The 18706-nt window shown below is 66.5% G+C and carries 15 protein-coding genes; 12 read left to right on the plus strand and 3 right to left on the minus strand.

Annotated features, from left to right (window positions below; all coding sequences use genetic code 11):
* Nucleotides 1–90 precede the first annotated feature (90 nt).
* Nucleotides 91–1701: a hypothetical protein gene (locus tag AC6IY7_RS05510; protein WP_497782072.1), complete on the plus strand. Its 1611-nt coding sequence runs from the start codon at nt 91–93 to the stop codon at nt 1699–1701.
* Nucleotides 1702–1704: 3 nt separating this feature from the next.
* Here the strand turns inward: AC6IY7_RS05510 and AC6IY7_RS05515 are convergent, their stop codons facing one another.
* Nucleotides 1705–2637, minus strand: a complete 933-nt coding sequence (locus AC6IY7_RS05515) for a DMT family transporter (protein ID WP_497782073.1) — start codon at nt 2635–2637, stop codon at nt 1705–1707.
* 132 nt (nt 2638–2769) lie between these two features.
* Here AC6IY7_RS05515 and AC6IY7_RS05520 point away from each other — a divergent pair, with 132 nt between their 5' ends.
* Entirely contained in the window at nt 2770–3780 is a 1011-nt protein-coding gene (locus AC6IY7_RS05520; RefSeq protein ID WP_497782074.1) for a glycoside hydrolase family 3 N-terminal domain-containing protein, read from the plus strand.
* 52 nt (nt 3781–3832) lie between these two features.
* On the opposite strand, the gene nagA is transcribed toward AC6IY7_RS05520, so the two are convergent.
* Together nagA and AC6IY7_RS05530 are read right to left on the minus strand one after the other, a co-directional pair.
* On the minus strand, nt 3833–4972 hold the full coding sequence (gene nagA / locus AC6IY7_RS05525) for an N-acetylglucosamine-6-phosphate deacetylase (protein ID WP_497782075.1): 1140 nt from the start codon (nt 4970–4972) through the stop codon (nt 3833–3835).
* Nucleotides 4973–4989: 17 nt separating this feature from the next.
* Entirely contained in the window at nt 4990–6021 is a 1032-nt protein-coding gene (locus AC6IY7_RS05530; RefSeq protein WP_497782076.1) for an SIS domain-containing protein, read from the minus strand.
* Nucleotides 6022–6175: 154 nt separating this feature from the next.
* Here AC6IY7_RS05530 and AC6IY7_RS05535 point away from each other — a divergent pair, with 154 nt between their 5' ends.
* From AC6IY7_RS05535 to AC6IY7_RS05580, 10 genes are all read left to right on the plus strand, one after another.
* Entirely contained in the window at nt 6176–7081 is a 906-nt protein-coding gene (locus AC6IY7_RS05535) for an N-acetylmuramic acid 6-phosphate etherase (RefSeq protein WP_497782077.1), read from the plus strand.
* A gap of 74 nt (nt 7082–7155) precedes the next feature.
* Nucleotides 7156–7947: a TOBE domain-containing protein gene (locus tag AC6IY7_RS05540; protein WP_497782078.1), complete on the plus strand. Its 792-nt coding sequence runs from the start codon at nt 7156–7158 to the stop codon at nt 7945–7947.
* A gap of 73 nt (nt 7948–8020) precedes the next feature.
* Complete coding sequence (locus tag AC6IY7_RS05545) at nt 8021–9403, plus strand: ABC transporter substrate-binding protein (RefSeq protein WP_497782079.1); 1383 nt, start codon at nt 8021–8023, stop codon at nt 9401–9403.
* On the plus strand, nt 9400–10719 hold the full coding sequence (locus AC6IY7_RS05550) for a di-heme oxidoreductase family protein (protein WP_497782080.1): 1320 nt from the start codon (nt 9400–9402) through the stop codon (nt 10717–10719). Before AC6IY7_RS05545 ends, AC6IY7_RS05550 begins: the two co-directional genes overlap by 4 nt.
* Before the next feature lie 382 nt (nt 10720–11101).
* Entirely contained in the window at nt 11102–13231 is a 2130-nt protein-coding gene (locus tag AC6IY7_RS05555) for a TonB-dependent receptor plug domain-containing protein (RefSeq protein ID WP_497782081.1), read from the plus strand.
* Between the two features lie 171 nt (nt 13232–13402).
* Nucleotides 13403–14104 (plus strand): histidine phosphotransferase ChpT, encoded by a 702-nt coding sequence (gene chpT / locus AC6IY7_RS05560; RefSeq protein ID WP_497782082.1) that lies wholly within the window; start codon nt 13403–13405, stop codon nt 14102–14104.
* Between the two features lie 104 nt (nt 14105–14208).
* Nucleotides 14209–16836 (plus strand): hybrid sensor histidine kinase/response regulator, encoded by a 2628-nt coding sequence (locus AC6IY7_RS05565; protein WP_497782083.1) that lies wholly within the window; start codon nt 14209–14211, stop codon nt 16834–16836.
* The gene (locus tag AC6IY7_RS05570; protein WP_497782084.1) at nt 16833–17369 is read left to right on the plus strand and encodes a chemotaxis protein CheW; all 537 of its coding nucleotides are present in this window, start codon (nt 16833–16835) and stop codon (nt 17367–17369) included. Before AC6IY7_RS05565 ends, AC6IY7_RS05570 begins: the two co-directional genes overlap by 4 nt.
* The gene (locus AC6IY7_RS05575) at nt 17366–17731 is read left to right on the plus strand and encodes a response regulator (protein ID WP_497782085.1); all 366 of its coding nucleotides are present in this window, start codon (nt 17366–17368) and stop codon (nt 17729–17731) included. The genes AC6IY7_RS05570 and AC6IY7_RS05575 overlap by 4 nt, the downstream gene beginning before the upstream one ends.
* A gap of 56 nt (nt 17732–17787) precedes the next feature.
* Nucleotides 17788–18702 (plus strand): CheR family methyltransferase, encoded by a 915-nt coding sequence (locus tag AC6IY7_RS05580; RefSeq protein ID WP_497782086.1) that lies wholly within the window; start codon nt 17788–17790, stop codon nt 18700–18702.
* Nucleotides 18703–18706: the final 4 nt, after the last annotated feature.

Genomic DNA, 18706 nt, shown 5'->3' on the forward strand with positions numbered 1-18706 from the left:
TCCCGGCAAAGCGCCAGAATCCGCTTGGCCGTCCGGCTATGCGGCGCTAAGAATGGCGTCGCATTTTTTTGACGATCTCGGGTCTACGCGATGTTTCAGATTTCAGACGACGCCGCTTTGAGGCGTCGGGAGCGGCTCCTCCTCTCGCAATGCCTCAGCGGCGATCATCGCGACGAGCTCTCCGAGCGCCCCTCCTCCGCGGCTCCGGCCGACGACGACTGCATTCGTGCGGAATTCCTGTCCTTTCTCATCCGCGGCGGCGACGAGCGACGCAAGCCGACCCATAAAGGCGTGCGTCTGCGCGGAGCCTATATCGTCGGCGATCTCGACCTCTCCGCCAGCGACGTCAAATGGCCGATCGAGCTCGAAAATTGCTGGATCGCCGGCAAGGTGGACATCAGCGACGCGAGCCTTCTGACGCTCAGCCTGAGAGGCAGCCGCATCGCGGGCCTCGATGGCGAGCTCGTGAAGGTGCGCGGCGTGCTCACGCTCGCCAACGGCTTTCTGAGCGAAGGCGTCGTCGTGCTCTCGGGAGCGGAGATCGGCGGCGCGCTCGACTGCAGCGGCGGCGCCTTCATCAATCCGAAAGGCAATGCGCTGGAGATATTTCGGGCGAAGCTCGCCGATTGCTTCCTCTCCGGCGTCAACGAACCGACCGACCCGCACAAACGACCTTTCACCGCGCGCGGCGGCGTGTTCCTGACCGGCTCGAAGATCGGCGGATCGGTCTATTGCAACAATGGGAATTTTTATGCGTCCGAAGAGCCCGCCGAGAACGACGACGACCGTCGCGACGCCCTCAATTTCGCCGGCGCGGAGATCGCCGACACGCTCGCTCTGCGCGGCGTCTATTGGGTCGTCGGCAAGCTCGATCTGCGGGGCGCCACGATCGACAAGCTCCAGGACGAGACGGATATCGGACGGCTGACGCTGCGCCACCCGCGCGACGGTGAGCCGCCGACGCCCAATCTCATGCTCGACGGCCTCGTCTTTCGGCGCTTCTCGGACACGCCGACAGACTTCAAGAATCGCAGGAATATTCTCGTCCATCAGATCGAGCGGCATCTCGCCGCCGACTTCCGCCCGCAGCCCTGGGAGCAGGTCATCAAAGTGCTGCGCGAGATGGGGCGCCCCGAGGATGCGCGCCGCATCGCCATCGAGAAGCAGACGCGGCTGCGCCGCGCCGGCAAGATCGGCAAATTTCTCCGGCTCCCGCACCTCTTGTTCGGGGGCCTGTTGGGCTATGGCTATCGTCCCGGCGGCGCGCTCGTCGTCATATTGGGCGTGTGGCTGTCATGCGCCGGCGTCTATCAGCACGCCTTCGAAAATGGCGCGATCGCCCCGGCGAAGACCGTTCTGCAAAACCCTGTCGCCGCGCTGGACTGCGATCCCCACGCCACGGAGACGAAGCCCGGATGCTACGCCGGACCGGCGAAGAGCTACGGCTTTTCGGCGCTGAGCTTCTCCGCCGATCTGCTCTTTCCCTTCGTCGATCTGCAGCAACGCAAGGAATGGGCGCCCGTCGTGATCGAGCCGACGGGCGCGACGACCGGCGCCGATGGCCATATCCACTATTCGTCCTTCCAATGGAGCGACACGGGACTCGGCGTCCGCCGCGTGATGTGGGCCGAGATCGCTTTCGCCTGGTTCGCGGCGGGCGTGCTCGGCGCGGTCGCCGCCGGATTGGTGAAGAAGGACTGACTCTCAGCCGCGCCGAACGCGCCGCCACGCGCCCGGCAGCTTGCCGCCGCTCGCGAGATAGACGCCGAGCGAGACGGCGAGAAGCGCCGCCTGCTCGATGAGCGAAGGGATTTCCCCGAGGATCGGAATGGCGATCAGCGCCGCCATGGGCGGCACCAGAGCCGAGAAGGCCGCGCCGGCCGAAGCGCCGAGAATCTCTATGCCCTTGCCAAAGAGAAACAGTGCGACGATCGAGACCATCACGCCCTGGAACAAGGTCTGGATCACAATGTCGCGCAATGGCGCGTCCATCCCATGCAGGCCGTGAAAAGCGAGATAGAGCGGCCCATAGAGAATGAGCGAGCCGGTCGAGACCAGCGCCGCCGCATGCAGAGAATCGAGCCCGGAGGCGCGCAGCACGATCGCATAGCCGGCCCAGATGAAGGCCGCGCTCAAAAGCAGAATATGGCCGATCTGCGTCTCGCCGAGCGACAAGGCGCCGGGCCCTGCGATCGTCGCGCCGCCCAAAGCGATGAGCGCATAGCCGATCAAGCGGCTCGCGGTGAAGCGCTCTCTGGTCAAAAGCCAGGAGAGCAGCGCGACGAAGAGCGGCATGGAGCCCGGCAGCAGCGCCCCCGCATGAGCGACCGGCGCGAGCTTGAGGCCGCTCGCGGCGACGAGCACATAAGGCGCGCCGGCGCTGCAGACGAGAATGAGGAGCCGCAGCGGGCCGAGCCGCTCGAGCGCGAGGCCCTTGCGCAGCACGACGGGAAACAGCAGCACGCCCGCCGCGCCGAAGCGCAGCATTGTGAGATCATAGACCGAGAGCGTGGTCGTCACGCCGAGCCGCGTGACCGCGATCCATGTCGCCCAGACGATGACGGCGCTGACGCCGAACACCGCCCCCGTAGCGTATCGCGTCGTCTGCGGAGCGCCTTCGACGATCCCCTCGCTCATCAGTCATCCCTTCGCCACTCGAAACTTCGCCACTCATAATCGAGCGCGGACGAAAGCGCGAGCTTCTCCTCTTCGCCGCAATTTCGCCGCGGCTGCGTTTGACCGCGCCGCGCGCCGCGCCATCTCACGCCAATGTCTTCGTCCCTGTCGACCTCTCTGCCCATTGGCGAGCTCTTCCTGCTCGGCTTCCGCACGCCGCATGTTCCGCCCTGGATGCACGATTTCGCGCGCGACCATGGCCTCGGCGGCGTCATCCTCTTCGACTACGACTGCATCGACCGCAAATATGAGCGCAATATCTTCGATCCGGCTCAGGTGAAGGCGCTCTGCGCAGAGATCCATGCGCTTCCCTCGCGCCCGCTGATCTTCATCGATCAGGAGGGCGGCAAGGTGCGCCGACTGAAGGAGGAGCGCGGCTTCCGCCCGCTGCCGAGCGCGCGCCAATTCGGCCGGCTGACGGCGATCGAACGGCTGGAGATCCTGCGGCCCGCCTATCTCGAATTGCGCGATCTCGGCATAGACGCCGATCTCGCGCCCGTCGTCGATCTCGACATCGATCCCGACAGTCCCGACATAGGCTCGGCGCAGCGCAGCTTTTCCGCCGATCCGCAGATCGTCGAAGATTGCGTCGCGGCGCTCGTCGAGGTCGCCCGCTCGACAGGCGTGAAGCTCTGCCTCAAGCATTTTCCCGGCACCGGCGGCGCCAAGGTCAATCCGCATGATCATGTGATGGATCTTTCCGACTGCCTCACCGACACGCAAGTAAAGATCTTCGAGACGCTGGCGCCGCGCGTGCCCATGGTTCTGTTCAGCCATGGCGTGGTGAATCAATGGGAGAAGGACACGCCCTGCTGTCTCTCCGCCGTCGCCGTGCGCAAATTGCGCGAATGGGCGCCGGACGCCGTCATATTGACCGACGATCTGCAGATGCAGGGCGTGCAGAAGCTGATGACGACGGGCGAAGCCTCGCTGCGCGCCTTGCGCGCCGGCGCAGATTTCATCCTCATCGGCAATAATATGAAGGACGAGCAGGAAGACGCCGCGCGCTATGCGCAGGCTCTGCTCGAAGCCTGCGAAAAGGACGCGACGATGTGCGACAAAGCGCACGCCGCGATCGAGCGCATCCGGCGCCTGAAGGCGTGACGCGAAGCGCATGCGGATCGAATGCGAGCCTCTAAGGCTCGCATCACGCGCGTCACCACTCCTCGGCGGAGCGCTCGCCCGCGACCCAGGTCGCGACGATGCGAATGCTCTGTGGATCGAAGGCCGTCATATCGGCGCGATAGCCGGCGACGAGCCGGCCGAGCCTCTTTCCAAGTCCGAGAAAATTCGCCGGATTGGTCGAGGCGAAAACGAGCGCGCGCTCGAGCGGGACATCGAGCAGCGAGACACAATTGCGCACGGCGCTCGCCATATCCAGCGCCGCGCCGGCGAGCGTTCCATCCGCCGTCACGCAGCGCCCGTCCTCCACGAAAATCTCGCGGCCCTGTAGCACGAACGCCTTGGCGCTTCCGCCGACCGGCGGCATGGCGTCGGTGACGAGCATGGGATGGCCGAGGCCGGCGCGCAGAGCGAGACGCAGCATGGCCGGATCGACATGCTCGCCATCGACGATGAGGCCATAATAGGCGGACGGAGATTCGAGCGCGGCGGCGATCGGCCCCGGCTCGCGGCTGGCGAGCGGACGCATGGCGTTGAAGAGATGGGTGAAGCCGGTCAGCCCCTCGCTCATCGCCGCGCGCGTCTGCGCATAATTCGCCATGGAATGGCCGAGCGCGAGCTTGCAGCCGCCAGCGACGAGCTCTGAAACAAAGCCCGGCGGCGCCTCCTCCGGCGCGAGCGTGACGAGCGAGACGCCCCCCGGCGGCGGCGCGAGCAATTCGATATGATGCGGCTCCGGCGCGCGGCAAAGATCGGCGCGATGCACGCCGAGCCGCTCCCGCGAGATGAACGGCCCTTCGAAATGCACGCCGAGCACGCCGGGCGCCTGCGGCATGATCTTCGTCACGGCGCTCTTGGCCGCGATCATTTTCTCATCCGTATCGGTGATGAGCGTCGGCAGCAGCGAGGTCGTGCCGAATTTGCGATGCGCGTGAAGAATCGTCGCGATCGCCTCCGGCGTCGGCTCGTCGTTGAACAGAATATCGCCGCCGCCATTCACCTGAATGTCGATGAAGCCCGGCGCGAGCCAGACGCCCTTCGGCAGCTCGACGACGCTCGCGCCGCGCGGAATCTCGCGGCGCAGAATGAGCGAGACGATGTCTTCGCCCTCGATCACCACGGCGCAGTCGCGATGCGCCGACTCGCCGTCGAAGACGACATCGGCGGCGATCATTCGGCGCTGCTCCTCGCTCATCGCGTGCGCGTCACCTTCTGCAAATGCCGCGGGCGATCGACGTCGACGCCGCGCGCCGCGGCGAGCTGCGCCGCCATCGCATAGAAGCTCTGAATGAGGCAGATCGCATCCGTCTCGGGATGATCCGGCGCGAGCGTCGGCAGGCGGCTGCGCGTCTCATCCTCGCGATCGGTGGTGAACAGCGCCGCGCCTTTGCCGCGCAGATCATCGGCGAGGCGTCGCATGCCGATCGCCGCCTCGTCGGTCGGCGTGAACATTAAAATCGGATAGAGCGGCGAGACGAGCGACACGGGCCCATGCATGAATTCCGCCGAGCTGAACGCTTCAGCGTGGAGATTGGCGGTTTCCTTCAGCTTCAACGCCGCTTCGCGCGCAATGGCGAGCGTCGGTCCGCGCCCTATGGCCACGAGACTCTCGGCGCGCGAAAAAGCGTCGACCAATCGCGACCAGTCGAGCTCGGCCGCGCGCGCGAGCCGCTCCGGCAGGCGCGCCAACGCGTCATCGAGCGCGCGATCCTGCGACCATAGCGCGACGAGACGCGCCAGCGCGGCGAGAGAGGCGATGAAAGTCTTCGTCGCCGGCACGGCGAATTCCGGCCCCGCCGCCATGGGCAGGACGAATTCGCATTGCGCGGCGAGATCGCTCTCGGTCTCATTGACGAGGCAAGCGGTGACGGCGCCGCTGCGGCGCGCGGCGGCGGCCTGCTCGATGAGATCATTGCTGCCGCCAGATTGCGAGATCGCCAGGAAAAACTGGCCGTCGAGCCGCAGCGCGCCGCCATAGACGCTCGTTATATTCGGCGCGGCGGCGGCGACCGGCAGGCCGAGGCCGCGCTCGATGAGATGCTTGGCGAATGCGGCCGCGTGAGCGGAGCTGCCGCGCGCGCAAGTGACGACGACGCGGGGAGACACATTGCGCAGGCGCGCGACGAGCGGCGCGAGACGCGCTGCGATCTGCTCCTGCTGCCGCGCGACCGCATGGGGCGCCTCGCGCGCTTCGATCGCCATTTGATTGTCATGCTTGATCATCGGCGGCTCTGCTGCAGCTCTATCGTCGCCCCCCGCCCGCGCCCTTATGTCACAAGAGCGCGCTGCGAGCGAGCGCGAAATCCCTTACGCGGCTGCGTCCTCGCTTGCGATTTTCGCCGCGAGGGCCGAACTCTAGCGACGAGGAGGCGCGTAAATGGAAACGGAACGTCCGAGCCCACGCTACACGACGATCGACGCATGGGAGCCGCGCGAGATTCTCGACGCGATGATCGAAGGACAATTCGCCGCCGTCGCCGCCGTTCGCGCGGCACGCCCTGCGATGGAGGCGGCGGCGCTCGCCGTCGTGCAGCGCTTGGCGCGCGGCGGACGCATCGTCTATGTCGGCGCCGGAACCTCCGGCCGGCTCGCCGTGCAGGACGGCGCCGAGCTGACGCCGACCTTCAGCTGGCCGCAGGAACGGCTGCTGCTGCTGATGGCGGGCGGCGACGACGCGCTGCTGAAAGCCGTCGAAGGCGCGGAGGACGAGTCGGGCCTCGGCGCCGAGCTGATGCGCCGCCACGCGATCGGCGAGGCCGATGTCGTCATCGCCGTCGCCGCGAGCGGCACGACTCCTTTCACCCTCGCCTGCCTGCGCGAAGCGGGGCGACGCGGCGCGCTGACGATCGGCGTCGCCAATAATCGCGACGCGCCGCTGCTCACGCAGGCGGAACATGCGGTGTTTCTCGACACGGGATCGGAAGCGATCGCCGGCTCGACGCGGATGAAGGCCGGCACGGCGCAACGCATCGCGCTGCTGATGCTGTCGTCGCTGGTGATGATTCTGCAGGGCAGAGTCTATGAGGGGCTGATGGTGGACGTGCAGGCCTCCAACAAAAAGCTCGTGCGGCGCAGCGAGCGCATCCTCGCGCGGCTCACCGGCCGCGCGAGCGCCGAGATCGACGCGGCGCTCGCGCGCGCAGACGGCAGCGTCAAACTGGCCTATCTTCTGCTGGAGGGCCATGGGCTCGGCGAGGCGCAGGCGGCGCTCGACTGCTCGCGCGGGCATTTGCGCCGCGCGGTGGAGGCGCTCGCCGCCGGGACGCAATCTCGATCTTTCTAACCGGCGGGCCCGATTTTTAATGCGTCTTCGTCACCCTGACGTATAAATACTCGCCAAAGAGGAATCGCGAGAGCATGACAGTCAACAAGATCGACGCGCTGCTGGCTCTGCGCCGCGAAGGGCGCTTTCTCGTCGGGCGAGACCGCATCAAGCTGCTGGAGGCCGTGGCGGAATACGGCAGCATCACCAAGGCCGCAAAGGTCGTCGGCTTCAGCTACAAGACCGCCTGGGACGCGGTGAACGCCATCAATAATCTGCTGCCCAACCCCGCCTTCGTCACCAAGGCCGGCGGCCGCTCGGGCGGCGGCGCCGAGGTGACGCCGGAGGGCCGTCGGCTCATCGCCACCTTCCACCGGCTGGAGGAGCGGATGTCGCGCATCTCCTCGCTCATCGCCGAGGAGGGGCTCGAGGATCAGGACGATTTTCTGCTCTGGAGCGTGGGCGTCAAAATTTCGGCGCGCAATGTATTCCAGACGGAAGTCGTGTCGGTGAAGAAATGGCCGGTCGACGTCGAGGTGACGCTGCGCGTCTCGCCGGAGACCATCATTCACGCCATCGTCACAAATGATTCGGCGGTCGAGCTCGGCCTCGAGCCGGGGCGCAAGACGCTGGCGCTGATCAAATCCTCCTTCGTCCATCTCACGCCGGTCGATCATGTCCCGGCCGGGACGCGCAATCAATTCGCGGGCGTGGTGCGGCGACGAATCGACGCGGAGCGCAATAGCGAGGTGCTGCTCGACATAGGCGCGGGCAAGACGATGCACGCCGTCGTCCCGCGCCAGACGGCGGAAGACCTCGGTATCGCCGAAGGCGAGCGCGCCGTCGCGAGCTTCAGCCCGACCGACGTCATTCTCGCGGTCGACTGACCTCGAATTCCATATTGCTTGAAGAACGATCAATCGGCGGGCCTCCCGCCGAGAAAATGAGCGCTCGTGTCGATTGACACGGCCGCGGCGGCGCTTTTATGTTTTCATTATGTATCACTGCAACATAACGAATCGGATCACCCTCCGCCCCAGCCGCCGCAGCGTCGTCGCGGCCATCCCTTCTGCGCTCGGCGTCGCCCTGCTCGGCAGGCCCGCGCGGGCGGCGGATGAGCGCCTCGTCGTCGTCACCAGCTTCCCGGAAGAGCTGACGACGCGTTACGAATCCGAGTTCGAGAAGCTCCATCCGGGCGTTCACGTCCAATTCGTCTGGAAGCAGTCGCGCGACGCGCTCGCCCTGCTGAGCGAGAAGGACCAGGGCGGCGCCGACGTCTATTGGGCCCCCGCTCTCGGAAACTTCCCTATATTGCGCGACCGCGGCGCTTTCCAGAAATTCTCGGTCGACCGGGCGGCGCTGCCGGGCCGGCTCGGCGGGCAAATCCTGTCGGACCCGAATGGGCTGTTCGAGGCCTATGACGTCGCCGGCTATGGAATCGTCGTGGACCCTGCGGCGCTCGCGCGCGATGGGCTGAAGCCGCCCAAGAGCTGGAGCGACCTCGCCTCCCCCGCCTATGCCGGGCGCATCGTCATGCCGATTCCCGCCAAGGTCGGCTTCTCCCCGGCGCTCTACGACATCATCCTGCAATCGGAGGGCTGGGAGCGCGGCTGGGCGCTGCTCGGCGAGATCGCCGGCGGCGCGGAGCTGCTCGGCTCCGGCGCCGGCCCGACCGCGACGGTCAAGGAAGGGCGCGCGGCGCTCGGCCTGACGATCGATTTCTTCGCCTTCAACGCGCTGGCCAATGGCGAATCCATCGCCTTCGTCTATCCTGAGAAGACCGCCTTTCTGCCGGCCCATATCGCCATCACGGCGGCGACGCGCCGTTTCGATGCGGCCAGGGCATTCGTCGATTTCACGCTTTCGACCAAGGGCCAGAAGCTGATGATGGAGGCCGACAGCAGCCGTCATCCGGCGCGGCCCGACTCCTATGCCGACAAGCCGGCGGCGGTCGTCGACCCCTTCGCTCTGCCGCCGGGAACCTTCTACCCTTATGACGCCGAGATCGGCCGCCGTCGGCCGGGCCTCGTCAGCGTGCTGTTCGATCTCGCCATCGCCGAGCGCCACGCCGAGACGCAGCGCCTGTGGCGCGCCATTCACGCCGCCGAGACGCGGCTCGCCGCCGCCCCCGACGCCACCGGAAGCGCCGCCGTCGCCAAGGCGCGCCGGCTCGCCGGCTTCACGCCCGTTTCCGTGGCGCAAGCGAATGATTCCGCTTTTCTCGATCGCTTTTCCAGCCGCGAGTTGAAGGACGGCGACCTCGCCGCCCGTTGGCGTGCAGAAACTTCATCGGCCCGAGCCGAGGCGCTGAGCCTCGTCGCTTCCGCCGAGCAGCGCCTGTGAGGCGGCGGCTTCTCCTTCCATTGGCGCTGATCTTTCTGTCCGCCGGCGCGCCCTATGAAAACGCCAAGCTCGATGGCGACGCCTTCTCCCGGCCGCTCGCCGGGCTGGACGAGAGCTTTTTGCGCGCCTTTCGGCAGGGAAGCGCGCTGTTCCGCCAGGCCTGGGTGATCGGCCCCTCGCAGGACCAGAGCGAGATCACCGGGCTCGGCCCGCTCTATAATCGGCTGTCCTGCATCGCCTGCCATGTGAAGAATGGTCGCGGCCCGGCGCCGGACCCGGAGAATGGGATCGCCCGCGCCATGGTGGTGCGGCTCGGCCTTCCCGGCCGCGACGCCCATGGCGGCCCTTTGCCCCATCCGGCCTATGGCGGGCAGCTCAATCCGGAGGGCAATCCGGGCGTCGCCGGCGAGGGCCGCGCGATCGTCGAATTCGACGAGATCGAGACGCGTCTCGCCGATGGCGAGACCGTCTCCTTGCGCCGCCCGCGCCTCTCCTTTCGCGATCTCGCCTATGGGCCGCTCGGCGACAATGTACGGATTTCGCTGCGCAATGCGCCGCCGGTCTTCGGCCTCGGCCTGCTCGAGGCCGTGCCGGACGCGGAGATAGCGAGCTATGCGGTGGGCCAGAGCCGCGGCCGGCCCAACCATGTCTATGACATGGCGGCCGGCCGCATGGCGCTCGGCCGCTTCGGCCTCAAGGCCAATCAGCCCGATCTGCGCCAGCAGATCGCCAACGCCTTCGCCGAGGACATCGGCATCTCCTCCTATCTCTTCCCAGAGCCCAATTGCACCGAGGTCGAGAAGGAATGCCGCGCCGCGGCGGGATCGCAGATCGAGCTCTCCTATGCGCGGCTCGAAGCCTCGCTCGCCTATATGCGCGGCGTCGCCGTGCCGGCCCGGCGCAATCTCGACGACGCGCGCGTCACACGCGGCGAGGCGCTGTTCCACGACATCGGCTGCGCCGCCTGCCATCGCGAGACGATGAAGCTCGGCCCGGTTGGTTTCGCACCCTGGCTCAGCGGGACAGAGATTCATCCCTACAGCGATCTTCTGCTGCACGACATGGGCGAAGGCCTCGCCGACGGGCGCGAGGATTTCGAGGCCGGTCCGCGCGACTGGCGCACGCCGCCGCTATGGGGCCTCGGCCTCGCCGGCCGCTATGGAACGCCCGCGGATTTCCTCCATGACGGCCGCGCCCGCAGCGTCGCGGAGGCGATCCTCTGGCACGCCGGAGAAGCGGAGTCCGCGGCGCAGCGGTTTCGCGGCCTGACTCGCGCGGAGCGCGAGGCGCTGCTCGCATTTTTAGGGTCGCTCTAATGGCGACCGCCCACATCACGAGACGCTGCGGCCGTCATGGCCGGGCTTGTCCCGGCCATCCACGCCAAGCAGCTGAGAAACTAAAGGAAAGCGCCCGCCATCGACGGATTTCATCCCATGTCGGGCTCCGCCGGAGCTTCGGCGTCACGCCGAACTTCTCGAGACGCCTCGGCGTGTTGGCGTGGATGGCCGGGACAAGCCCGGCCATGACGTCGCGGGGAGGAGGACGATGCGGGCATTCGATAGCCCGCTTTGCGGGAGAGGGAGACGGCCGGCGCATCGCGAAATTTCGATGAAGCACGGAATCTGCCCCCTCTCCCGCGAAGCGGGGGAGAGCTGGGGAGGGGGCGTCGGGACAATGTGGGTAATCGGGGGAAGAACCATGAAATCCAGCAAACTCGCGCCCTTGGGCGCCGCCAGCGTCGCCGCGCTGATGGGAAGCGCCGCGGCGCTCGCCGCAGAGCAGCCGCAACCTTTCGATCTCGGCGAGATTCACGTCGGCGCGGAACGCAAGAGCGCGCCGCCCGAGAAGAAGAAGGACGACGCCCCGGCGCCGGCGCAGCAGACGGATTCCTATGGCGGCGTCACGATCAGCAATCGCCAGAACGAGACCTTCCAGCGCGATTCGCTCGACCGCGCCGTCAATCTCGCCGCCGGCGTCGTCAGCAACTCGACCGGCGGCACGCGCAATGAGCAGAACATCTATGTGCGCGGCTTCGACCGCTGGCAGGTTCCGCTCACCGTCGATGGCGTGCGCGTCTATCTGCCGGCCGATAATCGTCTCGATTTCGCGCGCTTCCTGACGCCGGACGTCGCCTCCGTGCAGATCGCCAAGGGCTATGTCTCCGTGCTCGACGGGCCGGGCGGCATGGGCGGCCAGATCAATCTCGTCTCGCGCAAGCCGACGAAGGAGATAGAGGGCGAGGTGCGCACCGGCCTCGAATTCGGCCGCGACGGCAGCTATGAGGGCATAAAGACCTATGGCCTGCTCGGAACCAAGCAGGAGAATTATTATCTGCAGGTCAGCGGCGCCTGGCGCGATCTGCGCGGCTGGATGCTGCCGGAGAGCTACACGCCGACCAATAATCAGGGCGACGGCTTCCGCGGCAATTCGGCGACCTATGATTGGAGCCTCAACGCCAAGGCCGGCGTGACGCCCAACGCCACCGACGAATATTCGCTGAGCTTCATCCGTCAGGACGGCAAGAAGGGCGCGCCCTTCCACATCACCGACGGCCTCTCCAGCCAGCGATACTGGCGCTGGCCCTATTGGCGCGTGCAGAATCTCTATTTCCTGTCGAACACCAAGATCGGCGATTCGTCCTATGTGAAGACCAAAGCCTATTGGAGCAAGTTCGACAACGACCTCTTCTCCTACAACGACCCTTTCCTCGCCTATCAGTCGAGCGCCAAAGCCTTCCGCAGCTATTATCAGGACTATGCGCTCGGCGGCGACATAGAGGCCGGGCATGACTTCGGCGAGGTCGACACGCTGAAAGTCGCAGGCCATTATCGCTTCGACCAGCACGCCACCTGGCAGGAATATTATGGCTTGAATGTCGCCAATAATTCGGCGGGCTGCGTGATCAATGTGATCTGCTACACTCAGCCTCTCGTCTACACGCAGGAAGACACGTATTCGATCGCGCTCGAGAACACCTATCATCCGACCAAGGACATCGACCTCGTCGGCGGCTTCGCCTATGACTGGCGGCATTTGCGCAAGGCGGAGGATTTCGTCTTCGGCTCGGGCGTCATCGGCTATCGGCTGAGGGACACGCAGGCGCCCAACTTCCAAGGCGCGGCGATCTGGCGCTACAGCGACACCGACAAGGTTTATTTCAACGTCTCCGACCGCGAGCGCTTCCCGACCATCTTCGAGCGTTTCAGCTCGCGTTTCGGCGGCGCCACCTCCAATGCGGGCCTCATGCCCGAGCGCGCGATCAATTTCGATCTCGGCTGGGCGAGCGAATTCGCGCCGGGCAGCCGCATTCAATTGGACGCCTTCCACTCCATCGTGCGCAATCTGATCCAATCCGTGCCGGCGCCCGCCTATGGCTCCGGCGTCACGCAGAGCCAGAATGTCGGCGACGCCAGCTTCTGGGGCGGCGAGATCTCGGTCGATTATCGCGTCGCGGACGAGCTCTCGCTCGGCGGCAATCTCACCTTGATGCGCCGCTCGGTCTACGCTCCCTATATCCTCAACTTCCAGCCGACGGGCGTGCCGGACGGCAAAATGTTCCTCTATGCCGGATGGCGGCCGCTCGAGGGGCTGACGCTGACGCCCAATATCGAAATGGCCGGCAATCGCTGGACCTCGAACACGGCGGGGACGATCTATTATCGAACCGGCGCCTATTTCATGACCAATTTCACGGCGGAATATCAGATTCACCCGAATCTGAAGCTCGAAGGCGGCGTGCGCAATATGTTCGACACCGCCTACACCTTCACCGACGGCTATCCGGAGGCGGGGCGGAGCTTCTTTTTGAGCGCCAAGGCGACGTTCTGAGGCTTTCTCGAGGGACGCCGCTCCCCATGCGGCGTCCCTCGGCGACGCTTTGCAAGCGGGCCCGTCGCGGCTACCAATGGGGCAAAGGGACGCTGGTGATTCGTTTTGCCGACGTTCTCGCTTCGGCCGGAGCCGCCTCGCGGCGCGCCGGCGGCTCCTTCGGATGGCCTCATGACCAAATTCGCGCTCGACTCCCTCGATCTCGCCGCGCTGCTCTCCTCCCGTGTCTGCCATGACGTGATCTCGCCGGTCGGCGCGATCGTCAACGGGCTCGAGGTGCTCGAAGAGGAGAAGGACGCCGAGATGCGCGGCCATGCGCTGGCGCTCATCAAATCGAGCGCGGCGGAAGCCTCCGCACGGCTGCAATTCTGCCGGCTCGCCTTCGGCGCCGCAGGCTCCAAGGGCGCCGAGATCGACACCGGCGACGCCGAGCATGTGACGCGCCAGCTGCTCGCCGACGAGCGCACCAAGCTCGAATGGAGCGTGCCGCGCGTGCTGATGTCGAAGAACAAGGTGAAGCTGCTGCTCAATCTCTGCCTGATCGCCGATGCGGCGATTCCGCGCGGCGGCGTGATCTCCGTCGCTTCGACCGGCTCCGGCGACGAGATCGCCTTCACCATCGACGCCAAAGGCGTCAACGCCCGCATCGCCGCGGCGATTCCGGGGCTGCTGGCCGGCGAGCCGGAGGACATCGTCGACGCGCGCTCCATTCAGGCCTATTACGCCGGCCTCGTCGCGCAGGCGAGCGAGCTCGATGTCGCGATCTCCGCCCAGCCGGAACATGTGACGATCACGGCCCGGCCGGCCGCAGCGCCCGTGGCGCAGAAGATCGAAGCGCAGGAAATCGAAGCGCAGACGGCGATCGGGGCCTGAGGGGAAGAAGCGCTCCGATTCCGAGAGAATTTTCCCGATGATCATCGCGGCGGCCCGACCTCGAGCGCGGGAATTTCGGTTCTCTTAACCAGAATGCGTCAAGAATGGCGTCGACGCCGCGCGAGCGGCCCGAGATTAACGACGCCATGGACGAGCTCCTCAATGATTTCCTCGTCGAGACCGCCGAGCACATCGACTCGGCGACGATGGAGCTCGTCTGTCTCGAGAAGGACCCCGGCGATCAGTCGCTCATCGCCAGCCTGTTCCGGCATATCCACACGATCAAAGGCACCAGCGGTTTTCTGAAGCTGCCGCGCGTCGGCCGGCTGACTCATTCGACCGAGGCGCTCATCGGCGCGCTGCGCGACGGCGCGCCGATGAGCGCCTCGCATGTCACGTTGATCTTCGCCGCCGTGGACCGGCTGAAGGATATTCTCGCCGAAATGGGCCGCTCAGAGGACGAGCCTCCGGGCGACGACGGGGAGCTCGTCATCGCTCTGGAGGAGGCGACGCGCCGCGCCCGCCTCGGCGAGGCCGAGCCGCAGCCCGCCGATGTCGCGGAAACGGACATCGCCGCCCCGCTCGCGGCTGCGTCCGCCTCGCGCGCCGCCCAGCCGGCGCCGGGCGAGGCCAATCCCGCCGGCGTCGCCCATATCGGCGAAACGGTGCGCGTCTCGGTCAATGTGCTCGATCGGCTGATGGGCATCGTCTCCGAGCTCGTCTCCACCCGCAATCGGCTGCTCGAATTGTCGGGCGCCGGGGGCGGCGGCGACGAGGCCATGACCAGCACGGTGCAGACGCTCTCCAACATCACCAGCGACCTGCAGGATGCGGTGATGAGCGCGCGCATGCAGCCGGTCGGACGGCTGTTCTCGACGCTGCCGCGGCAGGTGCGCGATCTCGCCCATGATCTCGGCAAGAAGATCGTCGTCACGACGGAAGGCTCCGACACGGAGCTCGACCGGCAGGTGATCGAGCTCATTCGCGCGCCGCTGACCCATATCATCCGCAATTGCGCCGATCACGGAATCGAGCCGCCCGCCGAGCGCGCCCGCCTCGGCAAGAACGAGACGGGCGTCATCACCGTGCGCGCGGCCTATGACGCCGGCCAGATCATCATCGACATCGCCGACGACGGCCGCGGGCTCGATGTCGCGCGCATCCACGCCAAAGCCATGGCCGTCGGGCTTCTCTCCGAGCCCGATATTTCCAAATTCACCGACAGCGAGCTGTTCGAATTCGTCTTCGCGCCGGGCTTCTCGACCGCGGACGGCGTCACCAAAGTGTCCGGCCGCGGCGTCGGCATGGATGTGGTGCGCGAGAACATCCAGTCGATCGGCGGCTCCGTCTCGCTGACCTCGCGCTATGGCAAGGGCGCCGCCGTGGCGCTGCGCATTCCGCTGACGCTCGCCATCACGCCGGCGCTGATTCTGTCGAGCAACGGCTCGCGCTTCGCCATACCGCAGATGACCGTCGTCGAGCTGGTCGGCGTCGGCCGCGGTTTCGAGCACATGATCCAATATATTCACGCCGCTCCTGTGCTGCGCTTGCGCAATGACGTGCTGCCGCTGCTCGACCTCGCCGCGACGCTCGGCCTCGGCCGCCCGGCGGCGTCGGAGGAGGAGGAGACGCGCGACGGCTTCGTCGTCGTGCTGCGCGTCGGCAGCGCGCGTTTCGGCCTTTTGGTCGAGATGATCGCCGATGTGCAGGAGGTGGTCATCGAGCCGCTGGTGAGCGCGGTGGCGCGTCTCGGCGTCTTCTCGGGCCAGACGATCCTCGGCGACGGGTCGGTGGTGCTCATTCTCGATCCTGCGGCGCTGCTCGAGCACGCCGGGATGCAGCGGCTCGCCGAGTGGCCCGCCGAAGCGGCGACGCCGGAAGTCTTCGTCCCGCGCGCGGAGAAGACCCGCATCATTCTCGTCAAAGCGGGCCCGGGCCCGCTGAAGGCGCTGCCTCTGTCGCTCGTGCTGCGCATAGAGGACGTGCCGCGCGAGCGGCTGATCGCCTCGGACGGGGCCTTCGTCATGGCCTATCGCGACAGCCTGCTGCCGATCATTCCGGCGACCGCGGACATGTCGCTCGACCGGCCCTCCTGCCCGATTCTCGTGCTGTCGGGGGCGGGTCAGTCCATGGGCCTGCTGATCGAGGACATCGTCGACGTCACCGACGAAATTCTCGACCTGCAGAGGGAGAGCAACTCGCCGCATATCCTCGGCTCGATCCAGCTCGGCGGCGAGATCGTCGAATTCCTCGACGCCACTTATTTCATGCGCATCGCCTGCCCCGCCGCTTTGGCGCGCGGCGTCAACAAGCGGCACCGCATTCTGCTCGTCGACGACAAGGCCTTCTTCCGCGACATGCTGGCGCCGATCCTCGGCTCCGCGGGCTATGACGTGACGACCGCGGCCTCGGCGCCGGAGGCTCTGTCCTTCCTGCGCAAGGGGCTCTCCGTCGAAGTGGTGGTGACGGATACGGATATGCCGGAGATGGACGGCTATAATTTCGCGCGCGCGCTGCATGCGCTGCCGGGCCTCGCCGAGCTGCCGGTGGTGGCGCTCGCCGCCCAGGCCGCGCCCAGCGTGCTCGCCGCCGCCAAGGCCTGCGGCATAGCCGCCGTCACCGGCAAATTCGATCGGCGCGCGCTGATCGAATGCGTCGGCCGCCTGCTCGACAAGGCGGACACCGCGCCGCGCGATCTCGAATTGCGCATCATGTCGGAGCTCGCCGCATGACGCAGCCGCAACGCGACGCGAACGGCCGGCGCCGGCAAGGCGAAGCGCCGAAGCAGCAGACGCGCAACTTCACTATAAAGGTGCGCGGGCAGACCTTCGGCCTGCCGGTCGAATGCGTGAAGACGATCTTCCATATCGACCAGGTGACGCCGGTTCCGCTCGCCCCGCGCGAGATCGCCGGCCTCGCCAATCTGCGCGGCCGCATCGTCACAGCGCTGCGGCTCGACCGCTGCCTCGAGATCGACGACGGCGGACGCCCCGATTCGACGCTCGCCGTCTGCATCGAGCACAATGGCGAACGCTATGCGCTGCTCATCGACGAGACCGGCGACGTCGTCACCTGCGACGAAGACGACCTCATCGCCTGCCCGACCCATGTCAAACAGCAATTCGTCGAGACCACCAACGCCTGCTACCGCCTCGAGGACGACTTCCTGCCGATCCTCGACATCGCCGCGCTGCTGAGGCGCCTGTCGAGAACGGGCGAGAGCGGCGGACATATGAGAGACGCACCCCGAGGAGGAGACATATGAAGCAGATTCTGGTCGTGGACGATTCCGCGGTCATTCGGAAGGTCGCACGCCGCATTCTCGAAGGGATGCAGTTCGCCACAGTGGAGGCGGAGAACGGCCGCAAGGCGCTCGTCGCCTGCGAGCTGGCGATGCCGGATGCGATCCTGCTCGACTGGAACATGCCGGAGATGGACGGCTTCGAATTCCTGCGCGCGCTGCGCAAGATGCCGGGCGGCGCCGGGCCGAAAGTGGTGTTCTGCACCACAGAGAACGAGGCGAGCTATATCGCGCAGGCGATGGACGCCGGCGCCGACGAATATATCATGAAGCCGTTCGACCAGCATGTCGTGCGCTCCAAGCTCCAGGACATAGGCGTCATCTGAAACGCGCGCCGGCGGCGGCGGCGGCAGCGAGGGGCGCTCTTTCGAGCGACGGCGCAATGCGGAAAACAGCGACGGCTCGCCATTTTCGATCCGGCGCGGCGCGCGTGACGGCCGCCGCGGGGGGGCCGGCGATGAGCCTCGCCTTCGCGCGGCTGCGCCGCCTGATCGGCTCGCTCGCCGGAATCTCGCTCGACGCGGACAAGCTCTATTTCGCCCAGAGCCGGCTCGAGCCGATCATGCGCGCGCATGGTTGTCTCGATCTCGCCGAGCTCATGCGCCTCATCGAAAGGCGCGAGGACGAGGCGCTGCTGCAGCGCGTCGTCGACGCGATGACGAATCATGAGACGTCCTTTTTCCGCGACCGCGTCCCCTTCGAGAAGCTGAAGCAGGAATGGCTGCCCGATCTCATGGCGCGGCGGGCGCAGACGCGCCGCCTGCGCATCTGGTCGGCCGCCTGCTCGACCGGTCAGGAGCCCTATTCCATCGCCATGGCGCTGGAGGAATCGGAGCTGGACCTCGAGGATTGGACTGTCGAAATATCGGCGACGGATATTTCCGAGGCCGCTCTCGCGACGGCGCGCCGCGGCGTCTATAGCCAGTTCGAGGCGCAGCGCGGCCTCACCGCCGCGCGACTGCTGCGCCATCTCCAACCCTATAAGGGAAATTGGCGCGTCTGCGACGCGCTGCGGGCGCGCGTCGCCTTCGCCAAGGTCAATCTGCTCGACGAGCTTCGCGACGCCGGGCCGTTCGACGTGATCTTTTGCCGCAATGTGCTCATGTATTTCGAGCCCGAGGTGAAGCGCGATGTGCTGGCGCGCCTCTTCGGCGTCCTCGCGGAAAACGGCTTTCTGATCGGCGGAGCGGCGGAGACGATGGAATTCGACGAGCGCTTCGCGCCCTCCGCCTCCGGGGATTGCCGAATTCTGCCGCGCCGCTCCGCGCCGCGACGGCGTATGGCGAACGGCGCGTGAGGAA

It is taken from the genome of Methylosinus sp. is20ea, from assembly GCF_059718135.1.